This window comes from Gorillibacterium massiliense, assembly GCF_000455485.1.
GTDB classification, from domain to species: domain Bacteria; phylum Bacillota; class Bacilli; order Paenibacillales; family NBRC-103111; genus Gorillibacterium; species Gorillibacterium massiliense.
The window spans coordinates 14,770-36,361 of the sequence record NZ_CBQR020000049.1 but is presented as its reverse complement, the minus strand read 5'-3'; the positions used below and the strand labels follow the sequence as shown (position 1 = coordinate 36,361).

The 21,592-nt window shown below is 51.9% G+C and carries 17 protein-coding genes; 15 read left to right on the top strand and 2 right to left on the bottom strand.

The features are described 5' to 3' along the window. Nucleotides 1-152 precede the first annotated feature (152 nt). Together TJ79_RS05235 and TJ79_RS05230 are read right to left on the bottom strand one after the other, a co-directional pair. Complete coding sequence (locus tag TJ79_RS05235) at nucleotides 153-1,967, bottom strand: ABC transporter ATP-binding protein (RefSeq protein ID WP_040949240.1); 1,815 nt, start codon at nucleotides 1,965-1,967, stop codon at nucleotides 153-155. After that, complete coding sequence (locus TJ79_RS05230) at nucleotides 1,964-3,859, bottom strand: ABC transporter ATP-binding protein (protein ID WP_081756717.1); 1,896 nt, start codon at nucleotides 3,857-3,859, stop codon at nucleotides 1,964-1,966. Before TJ79_RS05230 ends, TJ79_RS05235 begins: the two co-directional genes overlap by 4 nt. Before the next feature lie 244 nt (nucleotides 3,860-4,103). On the opposite strand from TJ79_RS05230, the gene TJ79_RS05225 reads away from it, so the two are divergent. From TJ79_RS05225 to TJ79_RS05150, 15 genes are all read left to right on the top strand, one after another. Continuing rightward, nucleotides 4,104-6,401: a DEAD/DEAH box helicase gene (locus TJ79_RS05225; protein ID WP_040949239.1), complete on the top strand. Its 2,298-nt coding sequence runs from the start codon at nucleotides 4,104-4,106 to the stop codon at nucleotides 6,399-6,401. After that, nucleotides 6,398-7,867 (top strand): ribonuclease H-like domain-containing protein, encoded by a 1,470-nt coding sequence (locus TJ79_RS05220; protein ID WP_052339299.1) that lies wholly within the window; start codon nucleotides 6,398-6,400, stop codon nucleotides 7,865-7,867. The genes TJ79_RS05225 and TJ79_RS05220 overlap by 4 nt, the downstream gene beginning before the upstream one ends. Nucleotides 7,868-7,926: 59 nt before the next feature. After that, the gene (locus tag TJ79_RS05215) at nucleotides 7,927-8,805 is read left to right on the top strand and encodes an Fpg/Nei family DNA glycosylase (protein WP_040949238.1); all 879 of its coding nucleotides are present in this window, start codon (nucleotides 7,927-7,929) and stop codon (nucleotides 8,803-8,805) included. A gap of 43 nt (nucleotides 8,806-8,848) precedes the next feature. Further along, the gene (locus TJ79_RS05210; RefSeq protein WP_040949237.1) at nucleotides 8,849-9,685 is read left to right on the top strand and encodes a deoxyribonuclease IV; all 837 of its coding nucleotides are present in this window, start codon (nucleotides 8,849-8,851) and stop codon (nucleotides 9,683-9,685) included. Nucleotides 9,686-9,781: 96 nt separating this feature from the next. Beyond that, on the top strand, nucleotides 9,782-10,555 hold the full coding sequence (locus TJ79_RS05205) for an ABC transporter ATP-binding protein (RefSeq protein ID WP_040949236.1): 774 nt from the start codon (nucleotides 9,782-9,784) through the stop codon (nucleotides 10,553-10,555). Between the two features lie 274 nt (nucleotides 10,556-10,829). Then, on the top strand, nucleotides 10,830-12,452 hold the full coding sequence (locus tag TJ79_RS25730; protein WP_052339298.1) for a serine/threonine protein kinase: 1,623 nt from the start codon (nucleotides 10,830-10,832) through the stop codon (nucleotides 12,450-12,452). Nucleotides 12,453-12,702: 250 nt separating this feature from the next. Beyond that, the gene (locus TJ79_RS05190) at nucleotides 12,703-13,785 is read left to right on the top strand and encodes an AAA family ATPase (protein ID WP_040949234.1); all 1,083 of its coding nucleotides are present in this window, start codon (nucleotides 12,703-12,705) and stop codon (nucleotides 13,783-13,785) included. 11 nt (nucleotides 13,786-13,796) lie between these two features. Beyond that, a complete protein-coding gene (locus TJ79_RS05185) occupies nucleotides 13,797-15,029 on the top strand; it encodes a TadA family conjugal transfer-associated ATPase (protein WP_040949233.1) in 1,233 nt (410 codons plus the stop codon). Beyond that, a complete protein-coding gene (locus TJ79_RS05180) occupies nucleotides 15,026-15,934 on the top strand; it encodes a type II secretion system F family protein (protein WP_040949232.1) in 909 nt (302 codons plus the stop codon). The genes TJ79_RS05185 and TJ79_RS05180 overlap by 4 nt, the downstream gene beginning before the upstream one ends. Nucleotides 15,935-15,936: 2 nt before the next feature. Then, nucleotides 15,937-16,698: a type II secretion system F family protein gene (locus TJ79_RS05175; protein WP_052339297.1), complete on the top strand. Its 762-nt coding sequence runs from the start codon at nucleotides 15,937-15,939 to the stop codon at nucleotides 16,696-16,698. Between the two features lie 17 nt (nucleotides 16,699-16,715). Then, complete coding sequence (locus TJ79_RS05170) at nucleotides 16,716-16,931, top strand: Flp1 family type IVb pilin (RefSeq protein ID WP_040949231.1); 216 nt, start codon at nucleotides 16,716-16,718, stop codon at nucleotides 16,929-16,931. A 34-nt stretch (nucleotides 16,932-16,965) separates the two neighbouring features. After that, nucleotides 16,966-17,994: a TadE family protein gene (locus TJ79_RS25725; protein WP_081756715.1), complete on the top strand. Its 1,029-nt coding sequence runs from the start codon at nucleotides 16,966-16,968 to the stop codon at nucleotides 17,992-17,994. 34 nt (nucleotides 17,995-18,028) lie between these two features. Next, nucleotides 18,029-20,302, top strand: coding sequence for a hypothetical protein (locus tag TJ79_RS05160; RefSeq protein ID WP_040949230.1), 2,274 nt, complete (start codon nucleotides 18,029-18,031; stop codon nucleotides 20,300-20,302). A gap of 97 nt (nucleotides 20,303-20,399) precedes the next feature. After that, on the top strand, nucleotides 20,400-20,969 hold the full coding sequence (locus TJ79_RS05155) for a hypothetical protein (protein ID WP_155987781.1): 570 nt from the start codon (nucleotides 20,400-20,402) through the stop codon (nucleotides 20,967-20,969). Nucleotides 20,970-20,991: 22 nt separating this feature from the next. Continuing rightward, nucleotides 20,992-21,576, top strand: a complete 585-nt coding sequence (locus TJ79_RS05150; protein WP_081756714.1) for an A24 family peptidase — start codon at nucleotides 20,992-20,994, stop codon at nucleotides 21,574-21,576. Nucleotides 21,577-21,592: the final 16 nt, after the last annotated feature.

Here is a 21,592-nt window from a genome sequence, read left to right as displayed (position 1 = left end):
TGACTGCGTCATTCTCTTACTTTTCGCTATTCCTTTCGACGAAATCGCCGCTATTGCTGTCGGCTCCGACAAGATTATTCCCGCTTCTATGCAAGAAAGCCGAGTGGAGGATGTACCTTCCGACTCGGCTTTTCGTTTTTACTTTTTTTCGTTTATTCTGCTCCGACCGCCCGTTCCGCTAAGCTTTGCTGCATAACGAACTGGTTGTAGTACAAGTTGGCGTATAATCCTTTGCGGCGAAGCAGCTCATCATGGCTGCCGCTTTCAGTGATGTGGCCGTCTTTCACAACCATGATGACATCGGCATCGCGAATGGTGGAAAGGCGGTGGGCAATGATGAAGGAGGTGCGTCCTTCCAATACCGTATTCAGCGCCTCCTGAATGTGCCGTTCCGTCTCCGTATCGACGCTGGAGGTGGCTTCATCAAGAATGAGAATGCGCGGATCGGCAAGGAGTACCCGGCCGAATGCGAGAAGTTGGCGCTGTCCGACGGACAGCTTGGAGCCCCGTTCTTCCACCTGAGTTTGATAACCTTCAGGGAAGCGCTTGGCGAATTGGTCTACCCTTACGCTCTTGGCCGCAGCTTCCAATTCTTCTTGAGTAGCGTCCTTTTTGCCGTAGCGCAGATTCTCCTCAATGGTTCCCGAGAAGATGAAGGAATCCTGCAGCACGATACCCATTTGACTGCGCAGTGTGGGGAGAGAGACGTCTTTCACGTCGTGTCCGTCGATGAGCACTCTGCCTTCCGTTGCGTCATAAAAGCGCATAAGCAGATTGACGATGGTGCTCTTTCCTGCACCCGTCGGTCCGACGAGTGCGATGCGTTGTCCGGGCTTCACCTCGAAGTTCAAACCGTGAATGACGTCCGGCTTGTCAGCTTCGTAACGGAAATGAACGTTCTCGAAAACGACCTTTCCCTGGATCGTCGGCATCGGCTTGGCATCCTGTCGGTCGATGATTTCCGGTTTGGTATCGAGAATTTCGAAGATACGCTCCGATGAAGCCATGGCCGAAAGCAGTTGGCTGTACACTTTGGACAGCGCGCTGATCGGGCCCCAGAAGCGCCACAGGTAGTTGATGAAGGCGACGATGAAGCCGATGGTCAACTCTCCGTCGATCACCCGCTTGGACCCGTACCAGATGACGATGATGGAGCCCAGCATGCCGATAAGCTCGACCAGAGGCCAAACCGTGACTTCCAAGGAGATGGCTTTCATGAACGCTTTTTTGTTCTTCGTATTGATGGCGTCGAACCGTTTGTTATTTTCCTCTTGGCGGGAAAAGGCTTGAATCACTCGGACGCCTTGAATCGTTTCGTTCAGATTGCCGTTGATGGCGGACATCGTTTTTCGCGAGCGGGTCCAGGCACTCTCGATTTTATTGCGGAAGCTGCTGACCAGGATATACAGGAAGGGCAGCATGGTGAAGGCTGCCAGTGCCAGCTTCCAGTCCCAAATCAGCAGAATGATGACAATCCCCACCAGATGGGTGACTTCCATGATGATGGTGATCAAGCCGCCGTTGATCAATTCTCCGATAGCGTTGGTATCGTTGGTGATCCGGGACATGATTTTTCCCGCCGGCCGGCCGTCGAAGAAGCGGAAACTGAGGGTCTGCATATGATCGAACAATTGCTTGCGCATTTGATAGAGAATCCGCTGACCGGTGAAGTTGACAAGACGGATGCGCACCCGGTCCAATCCCCAATTGATCAACTTGGATGCCAGGAGAGCTAATCCGATGATGTTGATTACCCTCATGTTCTTATCGTGAATGCCTATGTCTATGGCGTAACGAATCAGAATCGGCTCCGCCAGGGAGATGAGCATGACGGTGATGACCAACACCGATACGATGGACATCGTTTTCTTGTGCGGTTTCAAATAGTTGGCCATCCGGAAAAAGTACTCCCGGTTAAACCCTTTTTCCTGCTCATCTTCGTCGCTATCCCATTCGATTTGGCTCATCGTCCGTCACCTCCTCTCAAAACGGCCAGCTGGCCGTTTTGCGTATTAGGTTTATCTTGATCTGGCATGTCCGCCCATTGCTGCATGTTGAAAAGCTTGCGGAAGAAACCGTCTTGCTCGTAAAGCTCTTTGTGTGTGCCTTGTTCTGCGATCTTGCCGTTATCCAACACGATAATCCGGTCGGCTGTTTGGATGGAGGACAGGCGCTGGGCGACGATGAAGGTCGTGCGGCCTTCCATGACGCTGTGAAGCGCTTCGTGGATGGCCGATTCCGTCGCTGTATCGACACTGGCGGTCGCTTCATCCAATACGAGAATGGGAGGATCCATCAAAATGGCCCGGGCTAAAGCTACCCGCTGGCGCTGTCCGCCGGAGAGGCCGACCCCGCGCTCGCCGACAATCGTCTCATAACCGTTCGGCATGGTCAGGATGAAATCATGGATTTGCGCCTGTTTGGCAGCCCACTCCACTTGTTCAAGACTGGCTTCAGGCCGGCCAAAGGCGATATTGTCCCGAATGGTCGCTGAGAACAAGAACGTTTCCTGAGGAACAATGCCGATTTTGCGGCGCAGCTCCTCCAGGTTGTAATCGCGTACATCAACGCCGTCAATGAGAATCGCGCCTTCTGTCGCGTCGTAAAAACGGGCGATCATCTGAATCAGGGTGCTTTTTCCAGAGCCGGTGCCACCGAGAATGGCCACAGCTTCGCCCGGTTGAACTTCGAGATTGATGTCGCGCAAAATCTCCTGACTTGCTGTTTCGGCGGATTCGGCCGTTGTGGCTTCAGCTCCGGCACTTTCGATAGTCTCACTATTAGCAGTGTCAGCGGAGCCTTCGTTTTGGTCAGCCTGCTTGTCATAGCGGAAGGTGAGGTTACGGAATTCCACTCTGCCCTTCATACCATCTGCGTGTTGTCCACCGTTTGCAGGTGAGGCGATATTGATATCCGTATCGAGAATTTCGAATACCCGCGGTGCAGCTTTTATGGCTTGCTGAGCGATGTTGATCATCCAGCCCGTCATGTTCAGCGGCCAAACGAGACCCCAGATGTACCATTGGAAGGCAGTGAAGGTGCCTAAGGTCATCTCGCCTTTGACGACGTAATAGGAGCCCAGCCAAATCATCAAGAGGAAGATCAGTCCCCCGTAGAAGCCCATCAGCGGAAAGCTGCCAGCCTCGATTCGGGCCCGTTTCATGTTCGTTGCAAAATTGTCCTCGTTGCGCCCGTCGAATTTGCCTTTCTCCAGGTTCTCCTGGGCAAAGGCTTTGACGACGCGGATTCCGGAGATGTTCTCCTGAAGCGTCGACGTGAGCTTTCCCATTTGCTCCCGCACATCGCCCCAAGCCGGCCCGACCTTTTTGCCGAACTTCGCAATGGCGAGCATAAGCAGCGGAGTGACCAACATGCTGATCAAAGTAACTTTCCAATTGAAAGCCAGCATGACGCCGATGGTGCCGAAGAAGGTGATCACGCCTAAAACGATTTGAATAAGTCCGAATGCGAAAAAGTTTTTGATCGTTTCGATGTCGCCAGTCATTCGGGACATGATTTGACCGGTTTGCGCCTTATCGAAGTACGAGTAGGGCAGCTTCTGCAAATGGTCGTACAGGTTGCGGCGCATGTTGTAAACGACGCTTTGGCCGACCCTTTCCTGGGTGTAGCCCTGCAGATAGTTGGTTCCAGTTTTCATCAATTGGCCGCCCCCCAAGAGCAGACAGTAGAAGATGATGGTGTGCATGGCTTTATTGGCCATACCTACGTCCACCGCTTGCTTCAAGAGCCAGGGCGCCAGCAGGTCGAAGGCCGTTCCCGCTGACATAAGCAGCATGATGAGGGCGATGGATCGCCAGTACGGCTTCATGTAGGAGAGGAGCCGCATGAATACCTTCATGGTTTCTCTTCCTCCTTTTCGTCTGATGTTTTTTTGATTTGCGTAGGCATAACGTGATCGTAGCATTGCTCCATTCCGTCCGACAATAGGGAAGAACGGTTTTAACAGAAAACTCCGATCTTGTTCGTGTTGCTATAAAGGAATATTCGTTTGAAAAGCGAACGTATATTCTGATAAACTATAAGATACAGACATTTCATCGAAATGGCAAGATAAGGATTTCACAAGTTAGGAGAAAATGTTCATGAATCCGTTAACCGGCAAGGCCGCATCCGTTGCGGAAATGATTGATTGGATCAAATCGTCCCCGGAGCTGATGGGTCAAGTTACCCATTGGCGAACCATCCCGCCGCGGGATGCGGCTTATGCTCCATTTCCCGCCGGACTGGACAATCGAATCCAAAACGCCTTGCGGGAGCGGGGCATCTTTCAGTTATACTCCCACCAGGCAGCATCCTTCGAGGCCGTTCATCGGGGCGAGCACGTCGTGGCGGTGACACCCACAGCTTCAGGCAAGACCATGTGCTATAACCTGCCGGTACTGAACACGATTCTGGCCAACGATGAGGCTCGGGCGCTCTACCTGTTTCCCACCAAAGCATTGGCACAGGATCAGGTGTCGGAGCTTTTGGAACTGGTTAATACGATGGAAGTGAACATCAAAACCCATACCTACGACGGTGATACGCCCCCAAATGTCCGCCAGGCCATCCGCAACGCCGGACACATCGTCGTGACCAATCCGGATATGCTCCATTCCGCTATCCTGCCTCATCATACAAAGTGGGTGAAGCTGTTTGAAAACATCAAATATGTCATCATCGACGAACTGCATACGTACCGGGGCGTATTTGGCAGCCATGTGGCCAACGTGGTGCGCAGGTTAAAGCGGATCTGCCGCTTTTACGGCTCGAATCCCCAGTTCATTTGCGCTTCGGCAACGATTGAGAATCCCCGGGAGCACGCCGAACGGCTCCTAGACGATATAGTCACGCTGGTAGACAACAACGGGGCACCATCAGGCGAGAAGCATTTCGTCTTTTATAACCCGCCAGTGGTGAATGAGCAGCTCGGCATCCGCAAGAGCAGCGTGCTGGAAACCCGGAAAATCGCCGGATCTCTGCTGAAAAGCGGCGTTCAGACCATTGTCTTCGCCCGCAGCCGGGTGCGCATGGAGATTCTGCTCACCTATCTGCAGGATTTGATCAAAAAAGAGCTAGGTCCGAAAACCATCCGCGGCTACCGGGGCGGCTATCTGCCTAAGGAGCGGCGGGAGATCGAGCGGGGTTTGCGCAGTGGCGAGATCCGCGGCGTTGTCAGTACCAATGCTTTAGAGCTGGGCATCGACATCGGTCAGTTGCAGGCTTGCGTCATGAACGGGTACCCTGGCACCATCGCCAGTACCTGGCAGCAATCGGGCCGAGCCGGGCGGCGGCAGGAGAGCTCGATTACGTTTTTGGTGGCCAGCAGCAATCCTTTGGATCAATACATCATCCAGAATCCGCAATTTTTCTTTGAAAAACCCCCGGAGCGGGCGCTCATTCATCCGGAGAATTTGATCATTCTCGTGGATCACATCAAATGTGCGGCATACGAGCTGCCTTTCGAGGAAGGGGAAACCTTCGGTGGCGAGTCTTTGCAGGATATATTGGACTTTTTGACCGAGGAGCATATCCTGCACAGGGTGAAAAACCGCTGGTATTGGATGGAACAGTCCTTTCCCGCTCATGACATTTCTCTCCGGTCGGCAGCCCAGGAAAACTTCATTATTATCGATACGACTCACGGCAGCCGGGTATTGGGCGAGGTAGACCGCTTCGGCGCGCCGACACTGATCCATGAAGAGGCTATCTACATTCATGAAGGTGTGCAATTTCAGGTGGAGAAGCTGGATTGGGAGGAAAAGAAAGCCTACGTTCGGGAGGTGAGCGTCGACTATTTTACCGACGCCTCCTTAGCCGTTCAATTGAAGGTGCTGCACGTGCACCGGGAGCAGGAGCACCCGGGGATTTCGCGGCAGTACGGAGAGGTGACGGTAAACGCCAAGCCGACGATTTTCAAAAAAATCCGCTTGCGCACCCATGAGAATATTGGTGCCGGCCCGATTCATCTGCCCGAAGAAGAGCTGCACACCAGCTCCTATTGGTTTACGCTCGGCGAGGAAGTGACCGCCGGGAAAAGCGCTAATGATGTGCAAAGCGCCCTATTGGGGCTGTCCAACGTGCTGGTTCATATCGCGCCCCTGTACCTGATGTGCGACCCGATGGACATTCGGGTTGTAGCTCAGGTACGGGCGGTGCACAACAAGCTGCCGACGCTTTTCTTCTACGACCGTTATCCCGGTGGCGTAGGCTTAAGCGAACGGCTCTACGATGTGCACGGCACCCTCATGAACCAGGCGCGGGAGCTGATCAAAGGCTGCCGCTGTCTGAGCGGCTGCCCAGCCTGTGTCGGTCCCATCGAGGAAGTGGGCCTCTTGGGTAAAAAGCTGGCGTTGGAGCTATTGGATCGTTTGGCTGTTCCGGAAGGAGTGAGGCCATGAGCAATCTGAAAGAGCGGCTGAACCGGTTGACGAAAAGCACCGGCGGCGAGAAAAAGCCGTCTCTGCCGGATAACCTCCATGAAGAGATGTTTCTTGAGGACGCAGAGGATCAGGACGACGCTATAACCAAGTGCCAATCATCTCTTTCTCTGGGGGGAGGTTGGGAGGCAATCGGCGCATGCCTTGCCACCAATGACTGGGGCAGCTTCGTTAAACGTACCTGCCGGTATCCGCTGGATTACGCTCATGGGCGGCATCTTTTGGGGGATATTCAGCAAATAGCGTCCGGGTTGACTGCTTTTTATCCCGAAGCGGATGTGACGCCGGGTTCCTTGCTTTTTTTCGATACGGAAACGACAGGGCTCGGAGTCGGCGCCGGCAACGTCGCTTTCATGCTGGGAATCGGCTATTACGAAGAGGCGGAGTTCATTGTCGAACAGTTGTTCATCCGCAATCCTGCGGAGGAACTGGCCATGTTGGCATACTTCCACGAGTTGGCCAGTCGGTTCAGCCACTTTGTTTCCTATAACGGTCGCACCTTTGACTGGCCGGTTTTGCAAAACCGGTTCATTATGAACCGGCTTGATTTTACGTGGGATAATCCGCTGCATCTGGATTTTCTTTATCCTTCTCGCAGCTTGTGGCGGCATACGATGCCTTCCTGCCGGCTCGGCAAGGTGGAAGAGGAGCAGCTTCGGGTAAATCGCGACCACGATGTTCCCGGCTCGCTCGCTCCGGCTCTCTATTTTCAATATTTGGCCGAAGGTGATCCCCAAGTGATGAAGGGGGTGTTTCTACACAATGAGATGGATATTCTCTCTCTAGCCGGTCTTGCCATCCACTTTGGCAAAGCGCTGCTGGGAGAATGGAACCCTTTCGTCCTGGAGGCGGAGGAACTTTTTCGGCTGGGATTGTGGCTGGACAAAATGGGGAAAGAGGAGCTGGCGGAAGCGATGTTCGTCCTACTGTTGCGGCGGGAGGAGGAAGAATGCGCTCCCTACTGGGCACCGCTAGCTGCTTATTATAAGAAGAAGAAAAACGAACCGCTGGCCATATCGTTATGGCACCGATCCGCCGAACGCTTAACTGGAGAAGATGGAGGGCGAAGCTTCGGCAGTCCGGAGCCCTTTATCGAGCTCGCCATGCATTATGAGCATAAGGAAAAAGATTATGCCGCCGCTCTTGGGTTTGCGGAAGAGGCGCTGCGGTTTATGCAGCGGCGGGCTTCTTTGACGCGGTCAACGGCCAAGCATCGGGCGGAGCAGGAGGAAGTCAAAAAACGGATTCGCCGTCTGAAAATGAAGCTGGATACCCGAAGCCTCCGCCTTGCTTATGAGTCGGAATGTACGGAAAGCATCACGGATAGCGCATTATCGAAAGCTGCCCCTAAAAGGAAACCTGGAGGGAAACGAAGCGGAGTACATGCAGAGATCCGTTTTGCCGGCTCCTTATTTTCCGCCGAATAAATCCCGGACCGTTCGGACATACAGGTAGTAAACACCAATGTTCGAAAGGACGAAGGTTCATGCCCGAGATGCCGGAAATGGAAACATACAGGCAGCAGCTTATACCGCGGATAGTCGGTCGTCCGCTAACCCAGGTGGAAGTTACTAGAGAACATTCCATTAATGTGCCAGTGTCCGAGTTTATCAAAAGAGTTTCGGGGAAACGCATAACGGATATCCGCAGGAGGGGGAAGCACCTCCTGTTTTTGCTGGACAGCAAAGACATTCTGCTGCTGCATCTCATGCTGGGCGGCTCTCTTTTTTGGGGAAGAGATGAAGATAAGCCTAAGCGCACCGTACAGGTCAGGCTCAGCTTCGGAGAAGAGCACCTGCATTTTATCGGGCTGCGTCTCGGTTATTTGCACTTGGTTTCGGCAGCGGAAGCAAAAGAGCGGCTGGATAAGCTTGGACCTGAGGCGTTGGAGTTCACAGCTGCCAGTGGCGGCGCAACCGCCGGTGCGAATAACGGAGCGGGGAGCGGAGAAACCGCCAAGCCCGGACTTACGGAGGCCGAGTTCAACCGGCTTGTGGCGGAGAAGAGAGGCAAATTGAAAGTTGCCCTGACGGATCAAAGTTTTCTCGCTGGCATCGGCAACTGCTATTCCGACGAAATTTGCTTTGCTGCCCGTATTTTGCCGGTGCGAACGCTGCAATCGCTGCAGGCGGCAGAGAAAGCATCCCTTTACCGCTCGATCTCCGCCGTGCTGGGTGAAGGGGTTCGCGCTGGAGGCTATATGGAGATGCCCCTATACGTTGGCGACCAGCTCACTGGAGGCTTCAACGCTCTTTGCCGCGTGTACGACCGCGCCTATGAGCCGTGCTTGCGCTGCGGGGCTCCCTTGGTTCGGAGGGACATCGGGTCGCGCAAATCCTTTTGCTGCGAATCGTGCCAAAGCTAATCTTCAAATCTTCGCTAAAAGCGGAAAAGAGGAGTGAAGAAGGGTGTACGCAGGCAGCCACATCAGCATCCGCCACGGCTACCGGGAAGCAGCGCGCACGGCTATCGCCATCGGAGCCAACGCCTTTCAATATTTTCCGAAAAATCCCCGCAGTCTCGGGGTAAAAGCCTTCGACAAGGCAGATGCCGCCGCCTGCGCGGCTTTCTGTCGGGAGCACGGACTGATGTCTATCGCCCACACGCCTTACCCAACGAATTTGGCGGCTACGGAACCGAGACAAAGGGAGATGATCGCCGCCTCGGTACGGAACGATCTGGAGATTGCCGAAGCTTGCGGTTCGCTGGGTGTTGTCGTGCATTTCGGCACTGCCAAAGGCGGCGATCCCCTCGAGCATTACACCACCATCATTGCAGCACTCAACGGGATATTGCACGGTTGGGAAGGTACGGCCAAGATATTGCTGGAAAACCAAGCGGGGGAAGGGCATAATCTAGGGCTTACGTTGATCGAATTGGCGCAAATACGCAAGCTGGCTGAGGCGCCGGAAAAGATCGGATTTTGCCTGGACACTTGCCATCTCTTTGCATCCGGAACCTGGAATGGGAGAAACTGGCCGAAACTGGAGGAGCAGGGTGACGCTTTAGGCTATTGGGGTGAGCTGATTGCCATCCATTTTAACGATTCTCGCTATCCTACCGGTTTGCGGAAAGACCGTCATGCCCCCGTCGGGAAAGGGCACATCGGCCTGGCGTGGATGAAGGAGGTGGCTCAGTCGCCTTTTTTGCATGATAAATTGTTCATTCTCGAGACGGAAAAAGGAGCAGACGGCACCCATCGCGAGGAGATCGAACTGGTGCGACAGCTGGCTAGCGAGGCATGACAGGCATAGTCTTATTGTTGATAACGGGTAGAAATCCCGCCGTAATCCGATTACAATGGTAAAGATTATTTATAACGGACACGGCGTGGTGATAGAATGATCAAGATGGAAGACATCGTGTTTCGCCGGGAACAGCGAACCATTATTCAAAACATCAATCTGCACATGAAGAAGGACGAAAACTGGGTCATTCTCGGCAAAAACGGCTCAGGCAAAACAACCTTGCTGGAGATGATGAACGGCTATCAATTTCCCAGTTCGGGCAAGGTGACGGTGCTTGGCTACCTTTACGGCGAGGTCGACTTGCGAGAAATGCGCAAGCGGATCGGCTATATCAGCCAATCGCTTTTCGAAAAATTGAACCTGCGAGACCCGGTATGGGAAGTGGTGGCCACCGGAGCTTACGCTTTTTTGCGCTTCTATCAGACAATTCCCCAGGAGACGGTGGAAAAGGCCCATGCTATGTTGGAGTTCGTCGGACTTAGCAAGGTCAAGGATCAGCTTCTCGGTACCTTATCCCAGGGAGAGCGCAAGAAGATCCTGCTGGCCCGTGCGCTTATGACCGAGCCTGACATTCTCATCATGGACGAGCCATGCGCCGGCCTGGACTTATACGAACGGGAAAAATTTCTGAACATTGTCCAGCATATGAAGGATAAAGGACCGCTCATGATCTACGTCACCCATCATATCGAAGAAATCATGCCCGTCTTCACCCATGTCGCCCTTATCGACGACGGGAAGCTAGTGGCAAGCGGCGAAAAAGCCGATGTGCTGACAGCGGAACACCTGTCAGCGGCTTTCCAGGTTCCCCTTGCGGTGGATTGGTATGGCGGCCGCTCCTGGCTCAAGGTGACGGGATCGATTTAAATAATTTCTCAGCAGTCTCTTTCGAAATTGCCGGTTCTCCTCAAGGAGGGCCGGCTTTTCTTTATTTATTAATAGGGCTAACTACTTTCATTTATAGCATTAAATAAAATTCATTCTGGACAAAATTTCCTTTTTTTGCTTATAATTTTGAACCGAAGAAAGGTGCGGCCATATCTAACATTGGCTGAAATGACGCATGGGAGGGATATTAACGAACGCTTATCACGAGCAAACAGGTCCGCTCCAGATCGGGGAGATTGTGGAGGGAAGGTATTTGATTCGCAGTATTGCGGGCAGGGGAGGGATGAGTACCGTTTACGCGGCGGAAGACGTGAAGCTGCCGGGGAAATGGTGGGCGGTCAAAGCTTCCCGCCGACACGCGGAGGATCCCAGAGGTTTTGCTGAGGAAGCATCCATGCTGGCCAGACTGGACCATCCGTTCTTGCCGAAGGTGGCTGATTTTTATCCGCCTGGAGCGGATGGGTACAGTCTTCTGGTGACGGATTTTGTGCGGGGAGAAAACCTGCAGTCCCTGTATGAAGGAGGACGCTTAACAAGCGGCAAAATCACGAAATATTGTTTGCAGCTATGCGATTTATTCGCCTATCTTCATGGCTTAAAGCCCCAGCCTGTTATCTACCGGGATTTAAAGCCAGCCAACGTGATGATTGACGATCAGGACAATGTACGCCTTATCGATTTCGGCATCGCCCGCCGCCGTAACAGCGGCAACCGTGCCGATACGGTCATGCTTGGAACTGTCGGCTTCGCAGCGCCAGAGCAATACGGCGGAGTTCAGACAGACGAGCGGACGGATCTTTACACCCTCGGGGCGATGGTGTTTTATCTCTTTACGGGCAGTTATTATTTACCCGAAAGAGGTGACGCCGAGAAGAAGCTAGATGGGCTATGCAGCGAGGAAATGGCTCGTATCCTGTACAAGCTTATGCAAAAAGATCCCGCTCTCCGCTACAGCGATGCCGCTTCGCTAAAAGCGGATTTGGAGACGATGCCTTTTCGGGAAATCTTTCCCCCCTCACCGGACAGCTCATCCAACAACCAGCCTCAATCCAAATCAGCCGGTACCCGGAATCAACCTCATCCTGCAAAATCGTCAACATTTAGCCGAACAGTTGTTATCGGAGCTCTCTACAGCGGCGCGGGAGCTACTTTTGCCGGCGTAACGCTATGCCGGGTCCTTGCTCGAATGGGCATTTCAAATGCTTTGATCGAGTTTTCTACGCGAGAACCGGAATTGTATGCCCAGCTTTACGGAGATCGTTATGCTCCGGCTCAGCCTATCTTTTTACAGGATTTGTTTGATTCCTGCGGTTGGGCGGGGAAAAAAAGCTGGACCCACGGCTTTACGGCATGGGTGCCGCAAATTCCCGGCGGTGATCATCCGATGGCCACCTCGGAAGAGCGCTATCGCTTGCAACGATCGTTAAAAGACCGAATCGCGGTATATGACATCTCTGCAGATTGGGCGACACCCGGCGTTGCTGAACTGTGCCATCAGGCAGACTTGATCATCGGCGTTACCGGAATGTCTCCAGCCAAGCTGAACGGCGCCTTTTTCCGCAAGTCATCCGAACTCCTTCTTGGGATGCAAAAGTCTGGCTACCCCGTTGTTTTTTGTGCAAACCGGTTTGTCGATTTCACTGGGAGCGGAGAATGGAGAAGGTCGATGCCCTTCAGGGCAGATGCCTGTATTCCGGAGCTTGCAACTGAGTATGTGGCTACCGCAGAGTGGAAAGGGGAGTTGGCCCAGGATCGAAGCGAGTACAGGGAGCCGTTACAAGAGGCGCTTGAGCCGGTTTTATCCAGGCTGCTGCCAGATGAGTTGCTGTTTCGCCCTAAAAAGTCACTTCGCCGTTTACTTGGACTTGGAAGCTGAAGCGCAAAAAAGGTTGTTGCATTTTTTGTCCGGTGTGCTATACTCGTGCTAAATTCATACATAAGAGCGGAAGCACCGCCGTTACAGGAGAAATCCTGTGTCGGCGGTGTTTTATTTTTTTCGGATAAAGGGGAGATATGGGTTGAACAAACTTGCGGAATTCCGGACGGCTCTTGTTGTACTGGCAGTGGCGCTCGCGTTTATTGCAGCCGGTCTTGCGATGATGATCGACTAGGAAAGGGAGGAAAACATGATCGAACTTGGCATTTTATCGGATGACGAGGAGTACTTGAACCGGTTTCGCGCTTATGCCCGCTTCGGAGCGGAGAGTCATCGGTTCGCTTTGAAATTCTATACTTCTTCCCACTTTTTAGGCAATTCCCTGAACCAGGAACGGTTGGATATCCTCCTTGCGGATGGACCTTTAATCCACGCGGAAAAAGTCAGGAATCACCCTGGAATAAAGGTGGCATTAGGGGAAGACTCTCCTGTCACTTTGTCGGAGGGAATCCCTTTTGTTCACAAATATCAGCCCATTGACCGCATTCTAGAAAAGCTTGCCGGGTTATACGGGGAATCCAGCGGCCGACCGGCAAAAGCGAATGATGCGAGTGCCTGCAGGATCGTTTCCGTATATTCGGCAGCAGGGGGAAGCGGCAAGACTGTTGCAGCCGGCAATTTAGCTAAAGCGCTGGCCTATTACGGCAGCCGGGTAATGCTGCTGCAACTGGAAGCGACTCCGTCCCTCCCTTTTACTCAAGCATCCAGCGAAGGGCAATCTTATGAGCGTTTGCTGTTTTGTTTGAAAACCGATCCGGCAAAAATTCCTTATCGCCTTCCTCAGCTCGTTCATCGCGACCCGCGACTAAACGCAGATTGTTTGGAGCCTGTTGAGTCCAAGCAGGAAATGGAGCAATTGAAGAGAGAGGAAGCAGCGGCATTACTTAAGGCATTAGCTGGATGTGGATATGGGTATATCGTCGTCGATCTGGATTCCGGCTTGCATGATCGAACTCTTGGCGCAATGGATGCCAGCGATCTGGTGATCTGGCTCGTCACCGACGATATCAACTCTTTGCACAAAACATCCCGGCAGCACCGGGAATGGACGCTGGCGCTTGATTCCGGCGGTCGAATCGACAAAACGGTATTTGCCGCCAATAAGTATACGGGCGCTTTTGCTAACGACACATCCGCCTTCGGAATCGTATGCACCACGTTCTTGCCTTATGTGCCTGAGTGGAAATCGGTGACCGATCCCGGGCAATTGTTGGCTGAACCGGTGTTGCAAGAGGAAGCTGCGGCTTTGATCCGCCGATATTTTTCAGATTAGGGGTTGAACAAATGGCTGAGGAGGATACATTGGTAGCCCAGTTGAGGAGCCATATCATGCAGTTGCTTGATCGCTCCCCGACCCTGACCGACGATGAGCTTCACGGTTTGATCGAAGAAGAAATGTTCCGTAACCCCGCTTGCAGATCATTGACGGCGGAAGGGAAGAAAAGTATGGCGGCGCGGATCTTTCATTCTTTTCGAGGTCTGGATATCCTTCAGCCTTTGGTAGACAACCCGGATATTACGGAGATTATGATCAACGGTCATGAGACGATTTTTATCGAACAGGAGGGGGCTGTCACCCGCTATGAAGGTCGATTTGAAAGTCGGCAGAAGCTGGAGGATGTGATTCAAGCCATAGTCGCCAAAGTAAACCGGGTCATCAACGAGAGCTCGCCTATAGTCGACGCCCGCCTGCCCGATGGTTCCCGGGTTCATGCTGTTTTGCCGCCGATTTCTCTAGGTGGTCCGACCTTGACGATCCGCAAATTTCCGGCAAATCCGTTTACTCTTTCGGAGCTGATCAATCGTGGGGCGCTTTCTTCCGATGCCGCACAATTACTAATCGATCTCGTACGGGCAAAATTCAATATCTTCATAAGCGGGGGCACCGGCTCTGGGAAAACCACCTTTTTGAATGCGTTGGCTCAGTATATCCCCGTTGATGAACGGATCATCACCATCGAAGATTCGGCTGAACTGCAGATCCGCGGCATTCCCAACCTCGTGGCGATGGAAACCCGCAATGCCAACACGGAAGGAAGGGGTGAAATCTCCATCCGCGATTTAATACGGGCATCCCTGCGCATGCGGCCGAACCGGATCATCGTTGGCGAAGTGAGAGGGAAGGAGGCGCTGGATATGCTGCAGGCGATGAACACTGGACATGAGGGAAGCTTGTCCACGGGCCATGCGAACTCGGCTGCGGATATGCTGAGCCGGCTGGAAACGATGGTCCTGAGCAGTGCCGAGCTGCCCCTGCCCGTCGTCCGCAAACAGATTTCCTCCGCCCTGGACATTATCGTCCATCTCTCGCGGATGAGAGATAAAACGAGAAAAGTGACAGAAATTCATGAGGTTTCCGGGATGCGGGATGGGGAGATTATTCTGAACCCTCTTTATTTACTGAAGGAAGATGAGAATCAGCAGGCGCAGCTAACCTTTACTGGCAATCCGCTTCAGGAAAAGCGAAAGCTGGCAATGTCCGGTATTAGCCTGTATCAAAGGAGGAAAATGGCATGATGGTGCTGGCAATAGCCTTAGCCTGCGGACTAATGGTATGGCTTGCCATCAGGCTGCTGGAAGGGAGAGTCAAGCGGGCAGGACACGATGCTGAAGGATCAAGCTCAATCGCTGACGGAAGAAATCCGGCATTTCCCGTTCAAGGGAAGGCAGCGCTTCAGGTTGTTCGTTATAACGAATACCGGTTCAATCTCCTTGAGTATGTATTCACCCTTGCCCTTGCAGGGGGCGGATTGTTTTGTATCGGGATGCTGTTTTATTCCAATACCGTCGTCGCACTGCTCCTCACGCCTCTTGCTTTTGTTTATCCCCGGTTTCGCCGCAAAACCAAGATCAAGGCGAGAAAGGACGAACTGACCTCTCAGTTCAAGCAATTGCTTTTTTCCCTGTCCTCTCTACTATCAGCCGGCCATTCGGTGGAAAATGCTTTTCACACGGCAATCGGTGACTTGCAGCTGCTATATCCTGACCCGGATACGGCGATTCTTCGAGAGCTGGAGCGGATAAACGGCAAGCTGGAAAATGGAGAAAGCATTGAACTGGCTTTGGCCGACTTTGCAGAACGGGCGGATGTGGAAGACATTCGCAGCTTTACAGATGTATTTGTCACTTGCAAGCGAACCGGAGGCAATTTGGTGGAGGCCGTACGTCGGACTGCAAGCGTGTTAACGGAAAAAATTGAAGTCAAGCAGGAGATTGCCGTGCTCACCGCTCAAAAGAAGTTCGAATCCCGGGTGATGTCTGTCGCTCCTTTGGTGGTGCTTGCTTTTCTGCGCTATTCCTCACCGGATTATATGGAGCCGCTTTATGGAAACATGCGGGGAGCGGCGGTGATGACGGGATCCATGGCTGTTTTGGTGCTTTGCTTCTGGGTTAGCGGCAGAATCTTGAAGTTGGAGGTATAAGGATGACGTTATACCGATTAATGGATAGGATCGGCGACGGATTACTCAGGCTAATTCAGTTTGAAAAACGGTTTTCCAAGCTTTTTTTGCTGATTCATCTCAAACTGATCGCTTTGGATGGATCCAAGGCGACTCCCGAAACCGCCAGGCGGTATTGCAGCCGAACTTTTGCCGGTATGCTCTTTTCGCTAGCCCTTGCCATTACAGGGGGAGGATTGGCAGGCGACCAGCTGCTGCTTTCGACGGGCTGTTCATTAACGCTCTTTGTCCCCTTTATCCGGTATCGGAATCTCGATATCCGAATACGGAAGAGGCGGATGCGAATCTTGCTGGATTTGCCAGAGTTGTTGAGCAAGCTGACTTTGATGGTCAGCGCCGGTGAAACGGTGCAGAGAGCGCTGAAGAGATGCCTGGAACGTCATGAAACCGGAAGCGTTCTCTATAACGAACTGGATCAGGTGGTACGGGATTTGGATCATAATCAATCATTTCAGGCATCGATGGAAAGCTTCAGCAGGCGATGCGGCGTTCAGGAAATATCGCTATTCACCAATACCATTTTGCTTAACTACAACCGAGGCGGGGACGACTTTGTAACCAGTCTGCGGGAATTGAACCGGCAGCTATGGCAGAAACGAAAGTCGTTGGCAAAAACGATGGGGGAAGAAGCGTCCTCCAAAATGGCTTTTCCGATGATTGTCATTTTCCTTGTGGTTACTGTTGTCGTCGCGGCGCCAGCCGTGTTTATGATGGATCAAATTTAATGAGAGGTTGTGTATCTATGCTTGCTAATGTGAAAAATGGATGGATTCGTTTTTACCGGGATGAGGACGGAATCGGCACCTTGGAACTGCTGCTCATTCTCGCGGTGCTTGTCCTCATCGCTATCGCATTCCGGAAATGGATCTTTAAATGGGTGAATGCATTGTTTGAAAAAACCGACAAGGGTGTGACGGATCAGATGGATTCCAGCGATTTGGCAACTCCGACGCCATGAGCACGCGCTTCTCATTGACCTTGAGAGAACCAGGATGAGAAAAAAGCGAAATCGGAAGGTACGATTCAAGCTACTAAGACAGTGTGGACGTAAGCCGAACCGATTGTCGGATGAAACCGGCAGCGTGACGGTAGAAACGGCAATGGTTTTTCCGATCATTATGCTGATTACCATCGCGGTCCTGTTTTTTTGCCTATTCCTATTTCACGGAACGAGCCTTGACTTTTCGGCAGAGACAGCGGCGGAGCGAGCTGCCTTTGCATGGGACAACTCCAGTAAAGATCCTGAGACGGGGGAGTATCCCGTAACCTCAAGCGATGGTTTATATTGGCGGCTTTCCGGCTCAGAATGGTCATCATTTTTCGGTTTGTTTGGTGCATCCGGATTGAAGATCACTCTACCGGCAACAGAAGATTCTGCAAAAAATTTATCAGAGCGAAAGCTCTTGCACGCTGCAACAGACATTCCCGCGGAAGCGGGTGGGACGCTGGAATACCGGAATCGAATTGCCGAGCGCTATGTGGTAGCCGCGTTGCATCGCGATAACCAAACGCCTGAGCTGTTTTCTATCCATCCAAATGAAGCTAATCGAGAGAGCGCCGGTTCCTATATCGTGGAGCCGGTGGAATTTCTCCGAAATGTGGATCTTGTCACGGAGTATGCGGCACGCTTGAAAGAATACTTCTCAAGTGGCGGCTCCACCGATATTTTTAAGGAACCGAAAGCGGAGCGGCCTCCCGTTGTCATTAACTCGGAAGCATCTGCTGCTGCGTATTTGCGTGATCTGGTAGGCGGTAAGCAAACGGATATGCAGACGAGTCTTGGGAAACGGAAGCTGGATGCTTTAGACGCGGATGGAATTGCCCATGAAGCGAAGTATACGCTGCGTAATGACGCTCAAAGCATGGAAGAAATTCAAAAGGATGTAGAACTGATACGAACAGGTGCGATCAAAGTCTCCGTCTGGCATATCTTCCCTATTAAAGGAACGGGCAAATACGAGCTATCCGCCAAATTAAAAGCAGCTCTTGAAGCAAACGGCATCGTGATCGTGATGCATTAGCAATCGAGTCCAGAAAAAAGGAAGGAGGAGGAAGGTGAAGCGGTTTTTCTTCAATAAAGACGGCACGGTTTCGATCTATCTCATTCTCATCATCGTTCCGATTTTTCTGTTTCATGCTGTTTTGATTGATTTCGTCCGCATTAAGCTGGCAGAGCGGGAAACGGAAAATGCCGTCAAAGCCGGTGCTCGCTCCATCCTCGCCGAATATGATAAGGGTCTTCGGGAATATGGGCTTTTCGGGCGAAAAGACGACGAAATGGCAATGTCAAACTCCTTTTCTTCTGTTGTTTCGGGTAATTTGTCCGGCGATAACGGCTTAGAATCCTTTCGCTATATCGATACGAAGCTTATACCGGAAGAAACGAAGGTACAGGCCATATACAGCTTGGCTAATCATAAAATTTTCGAAAGTCAAATTTTAGAGGATATGAAATACCGGGCGCCGGTGGAATTCGTCACTGAAATTTTTGCCAAAGTCAAGAAAAATAAGGCGGCCGATCAAGTGGACAGCGCCTCGCAAGTGATCGACCACGCGGAGTCGCTGCAGAAGAAATGGCTGGAGGTCAATGAAAAACTGGATGATGCTTGGGATGAGGCGCTCCAACTTTGTCAGGAAGCCTCCTCATTTAAAAGCAATTACAGCTCCAAGTTGGAGCAATTACATGCTCTCGCCGATGTTTTTGGCTTGAATACTCTGGAGCAGTTGCAAGCCTCGTTAAAATCCATCGAAGACAGTTTGGTTTCTCTGGTTAAAACCACCGACGACCTGCATCGTTCCATTCAATCCGCTGAAACTTCTTTATCTCAGCTCCGCTCATCGGCAAACGATACGACCGATGCCGTGAAGGAACTGGAAACCCGGATAAATTCACTGGAAAGCTCTCTAAACCAGGCAAATGCTGAGAAGACCAAGCTGCAAGATCAGAAAGTCAATGTTGCAAAAATGTTGGAGGCAATCATTGAATATGCCGCCCTTCTTGCGGAAACGAAAGAGCAGATCGGTCCAGATGCGAAAAAAGTGTACGATCGCTACACAAGCTTTTCCGGTAAGCTCGATCAGGCAAAGGCTGCGAATCAAGAGTTAATAGAAGAAAGAGATAAACTCCTCTCCCAGACGACGGATGGAACTGCTGCCGGTGACAAGGCGATTTACAATGCTGTCGTACCATGGGATGATACCTTTTTTTCCGAATATAAAACCGCAACGGGTGAAATCGCATCGATGGCAAGTGGCATTGCCTCCTATTGGAACGGGTTAGGCTTGCTCGCGGGTGAGGCTTATACAGCAGCTGCAAACCGGTTAAACGAATACGCTGCCAAAATTGAGTCCTATAAAACTCAAAGGCAAGATGTGGAAAATAAACGGAAGGCGAAGCTGAAAGATTTGGAAAATAAAGAGGACAGCAAGAAAAAAGAAATCAGCGGAGTTTTGGACAAGGTAAATCAGGCATCTGGTGATCAATGCAGGTTTTCTGGATCGGGGGACGCGTATTCCGCCAGTTACAAACAATTGAATGGCGATCCTTTGAGTGGCAAGACGGGATTATATCAAAAATACTTCCGGTTGAATTCGGGGGATAATGCCGTCATTGGCACAGAAGGGGCAGCAGTATCCGGAAGCCCAATGGAAACCGCAAAGCAGGCGATGTCTTTTGGAAGCCGCATAGGCAAACTGGCCGAAGACTTGCGCAATGAGATGTACACTAACGAGTACGCTTTGGCTCGCTTTACGAACCGGCTTTCGACTGAGTCATCTTTTCCTGGCCATGCCCTTTCCGGTCAAGAAGCGGAATATATTTTGTACGGCTTCGGCTCTTGTGCCGCCAACCGCACTGCGGCTTATAGCGAAACCTTTCTCTTGTTTTTCGCTGTACGAATTGCGGAAGAGCTGGCAGATCCGAAAAACGAAGTACTGAACGTCGGTTCGCCGCTGCTGGTCATTCTCGTTGCTGCTGCAGAAGCTGCTGGTGAGGCGTTCTTGGACACAACTCGAATCATGGAGGGAAAAGAGGTTCCCATTCTGCGGAAAGTCCAGGCGATAAAAATCAACTACAAGGATTGCTTGCGGCTTTTCTATTTACTGCACAGCAATGACAAGCGCATGTTGTCCCGTATGCAGGCGCTGATTGAACTGAACAGTGAACTAGATTTAACCAAGGAAACGGTGTACGTGCAAACCCGGGCGGAAACATCCGTCAAGCTGTGGTTTCTGCCGCAGATCGCAGCGTCTCTAGGCGAGAGCCTCATGCCCGCCAAGCTAAAGACAAGCCGGTACACCATTGCCAAGACGGTGGTGATGAGTTATTAAAACCATTCGCTTCTGGAAACGGACGGAAGGCAGCATAGTGCTGGAAGCCGCCCTCATCCTGCCTTTTTTTCTCGCTTTTCTGATCACGCTCAATTGCATGATACGTATAGCTGTCGTAGATTCCAAAGTGCAAAAAGCCGCTGGAGAAACGGTAAAAGTGCTTGGGACTCACATGGGGCCGGTCGATCTGCTGTATGAGGCTGCCAAAGAGAAATGGCAAGGCACGAAAGCTTCGATATGGCTAACAGACACAATCGGGAAGATCGAGGATGCCCGCAGCAAAGTGACCAGCGCAGAGGAGATGGCGGAAGGGATGGGCTCCATTCTCCCCGATCCAGTTGTTCAGTGGGTAGAATGGGAAAAAGCGCGGCGGGTAGAGTTGGAGGCAACCGGCCAGGATACTGCCAACGAGTTGGTGCACCGATCCGTCGATCCTCTTGTCAATGCCGCATTCAAACCGATTGTTTTGCATTATGCCGACGACGGCTACCTGAAATCGGATCGATTAACGGTTAAGGAAGTGATCCTGCCCGATTTTGACAGCCATAAAACGACGGAGCTGGCGATTGTGCTGGAGTATCGCTATACCTTGCCGATTCCCTTTTTCCATAAAACGATTACGATACGGAAAAAGGCGGTGGAAACCGCTTGGATCGGAGCTTGGTGATCTTGCGTTTGTAGTTAATCGGATGGGAAGTGGAGCTGTGGTTACGGCAAGCTGTTTGCTGATTGTTTTTGTTTTAGCGGGATTTTATGCGGATATTCGAACACATAAGCTGCCCAACACGCTAACACTGAGCGGGGTAGCGCTTGGTTTGGCAAACGGCTTCCTGACGCCTGCTCTCCAAAGCGGAAACGCGGCCAGTGGCGGAAGATTTTTTGCAGAAGGGTGGCAGGGATTGCTTGCTTCCGCTCAAGGAATGGCCGTCGGCTTTGCCATCATGTTCGTGCTTTACTTATTCGGAGCTCTTGGGGCTGGTGATGTGAAGCTATTCGCGGCTATTGGCGCCTTTATGGGAGCACCTTTCGCCATTGAAAGCTCCATTTGTTCGATCCTTTATGCCGGTGCAATCGGTCTTTCTATTTTAATAGGAAAGAAACTGTTGTTTGCAAGATTAGGGTCGGTGATATTCGGCATCATCGGATTCGTGGGCTGGAGGGATACCACAGTACTAAGAATGAAAAAAAGCGAGATGCTGCGCTTTCCGTTCATGTATGCCGTGCTTCCGGCTGTTTTGACATTATTGGCGCGGCAGGGCGGATGGTGGGCATAACGATTGCGAAGGAGAG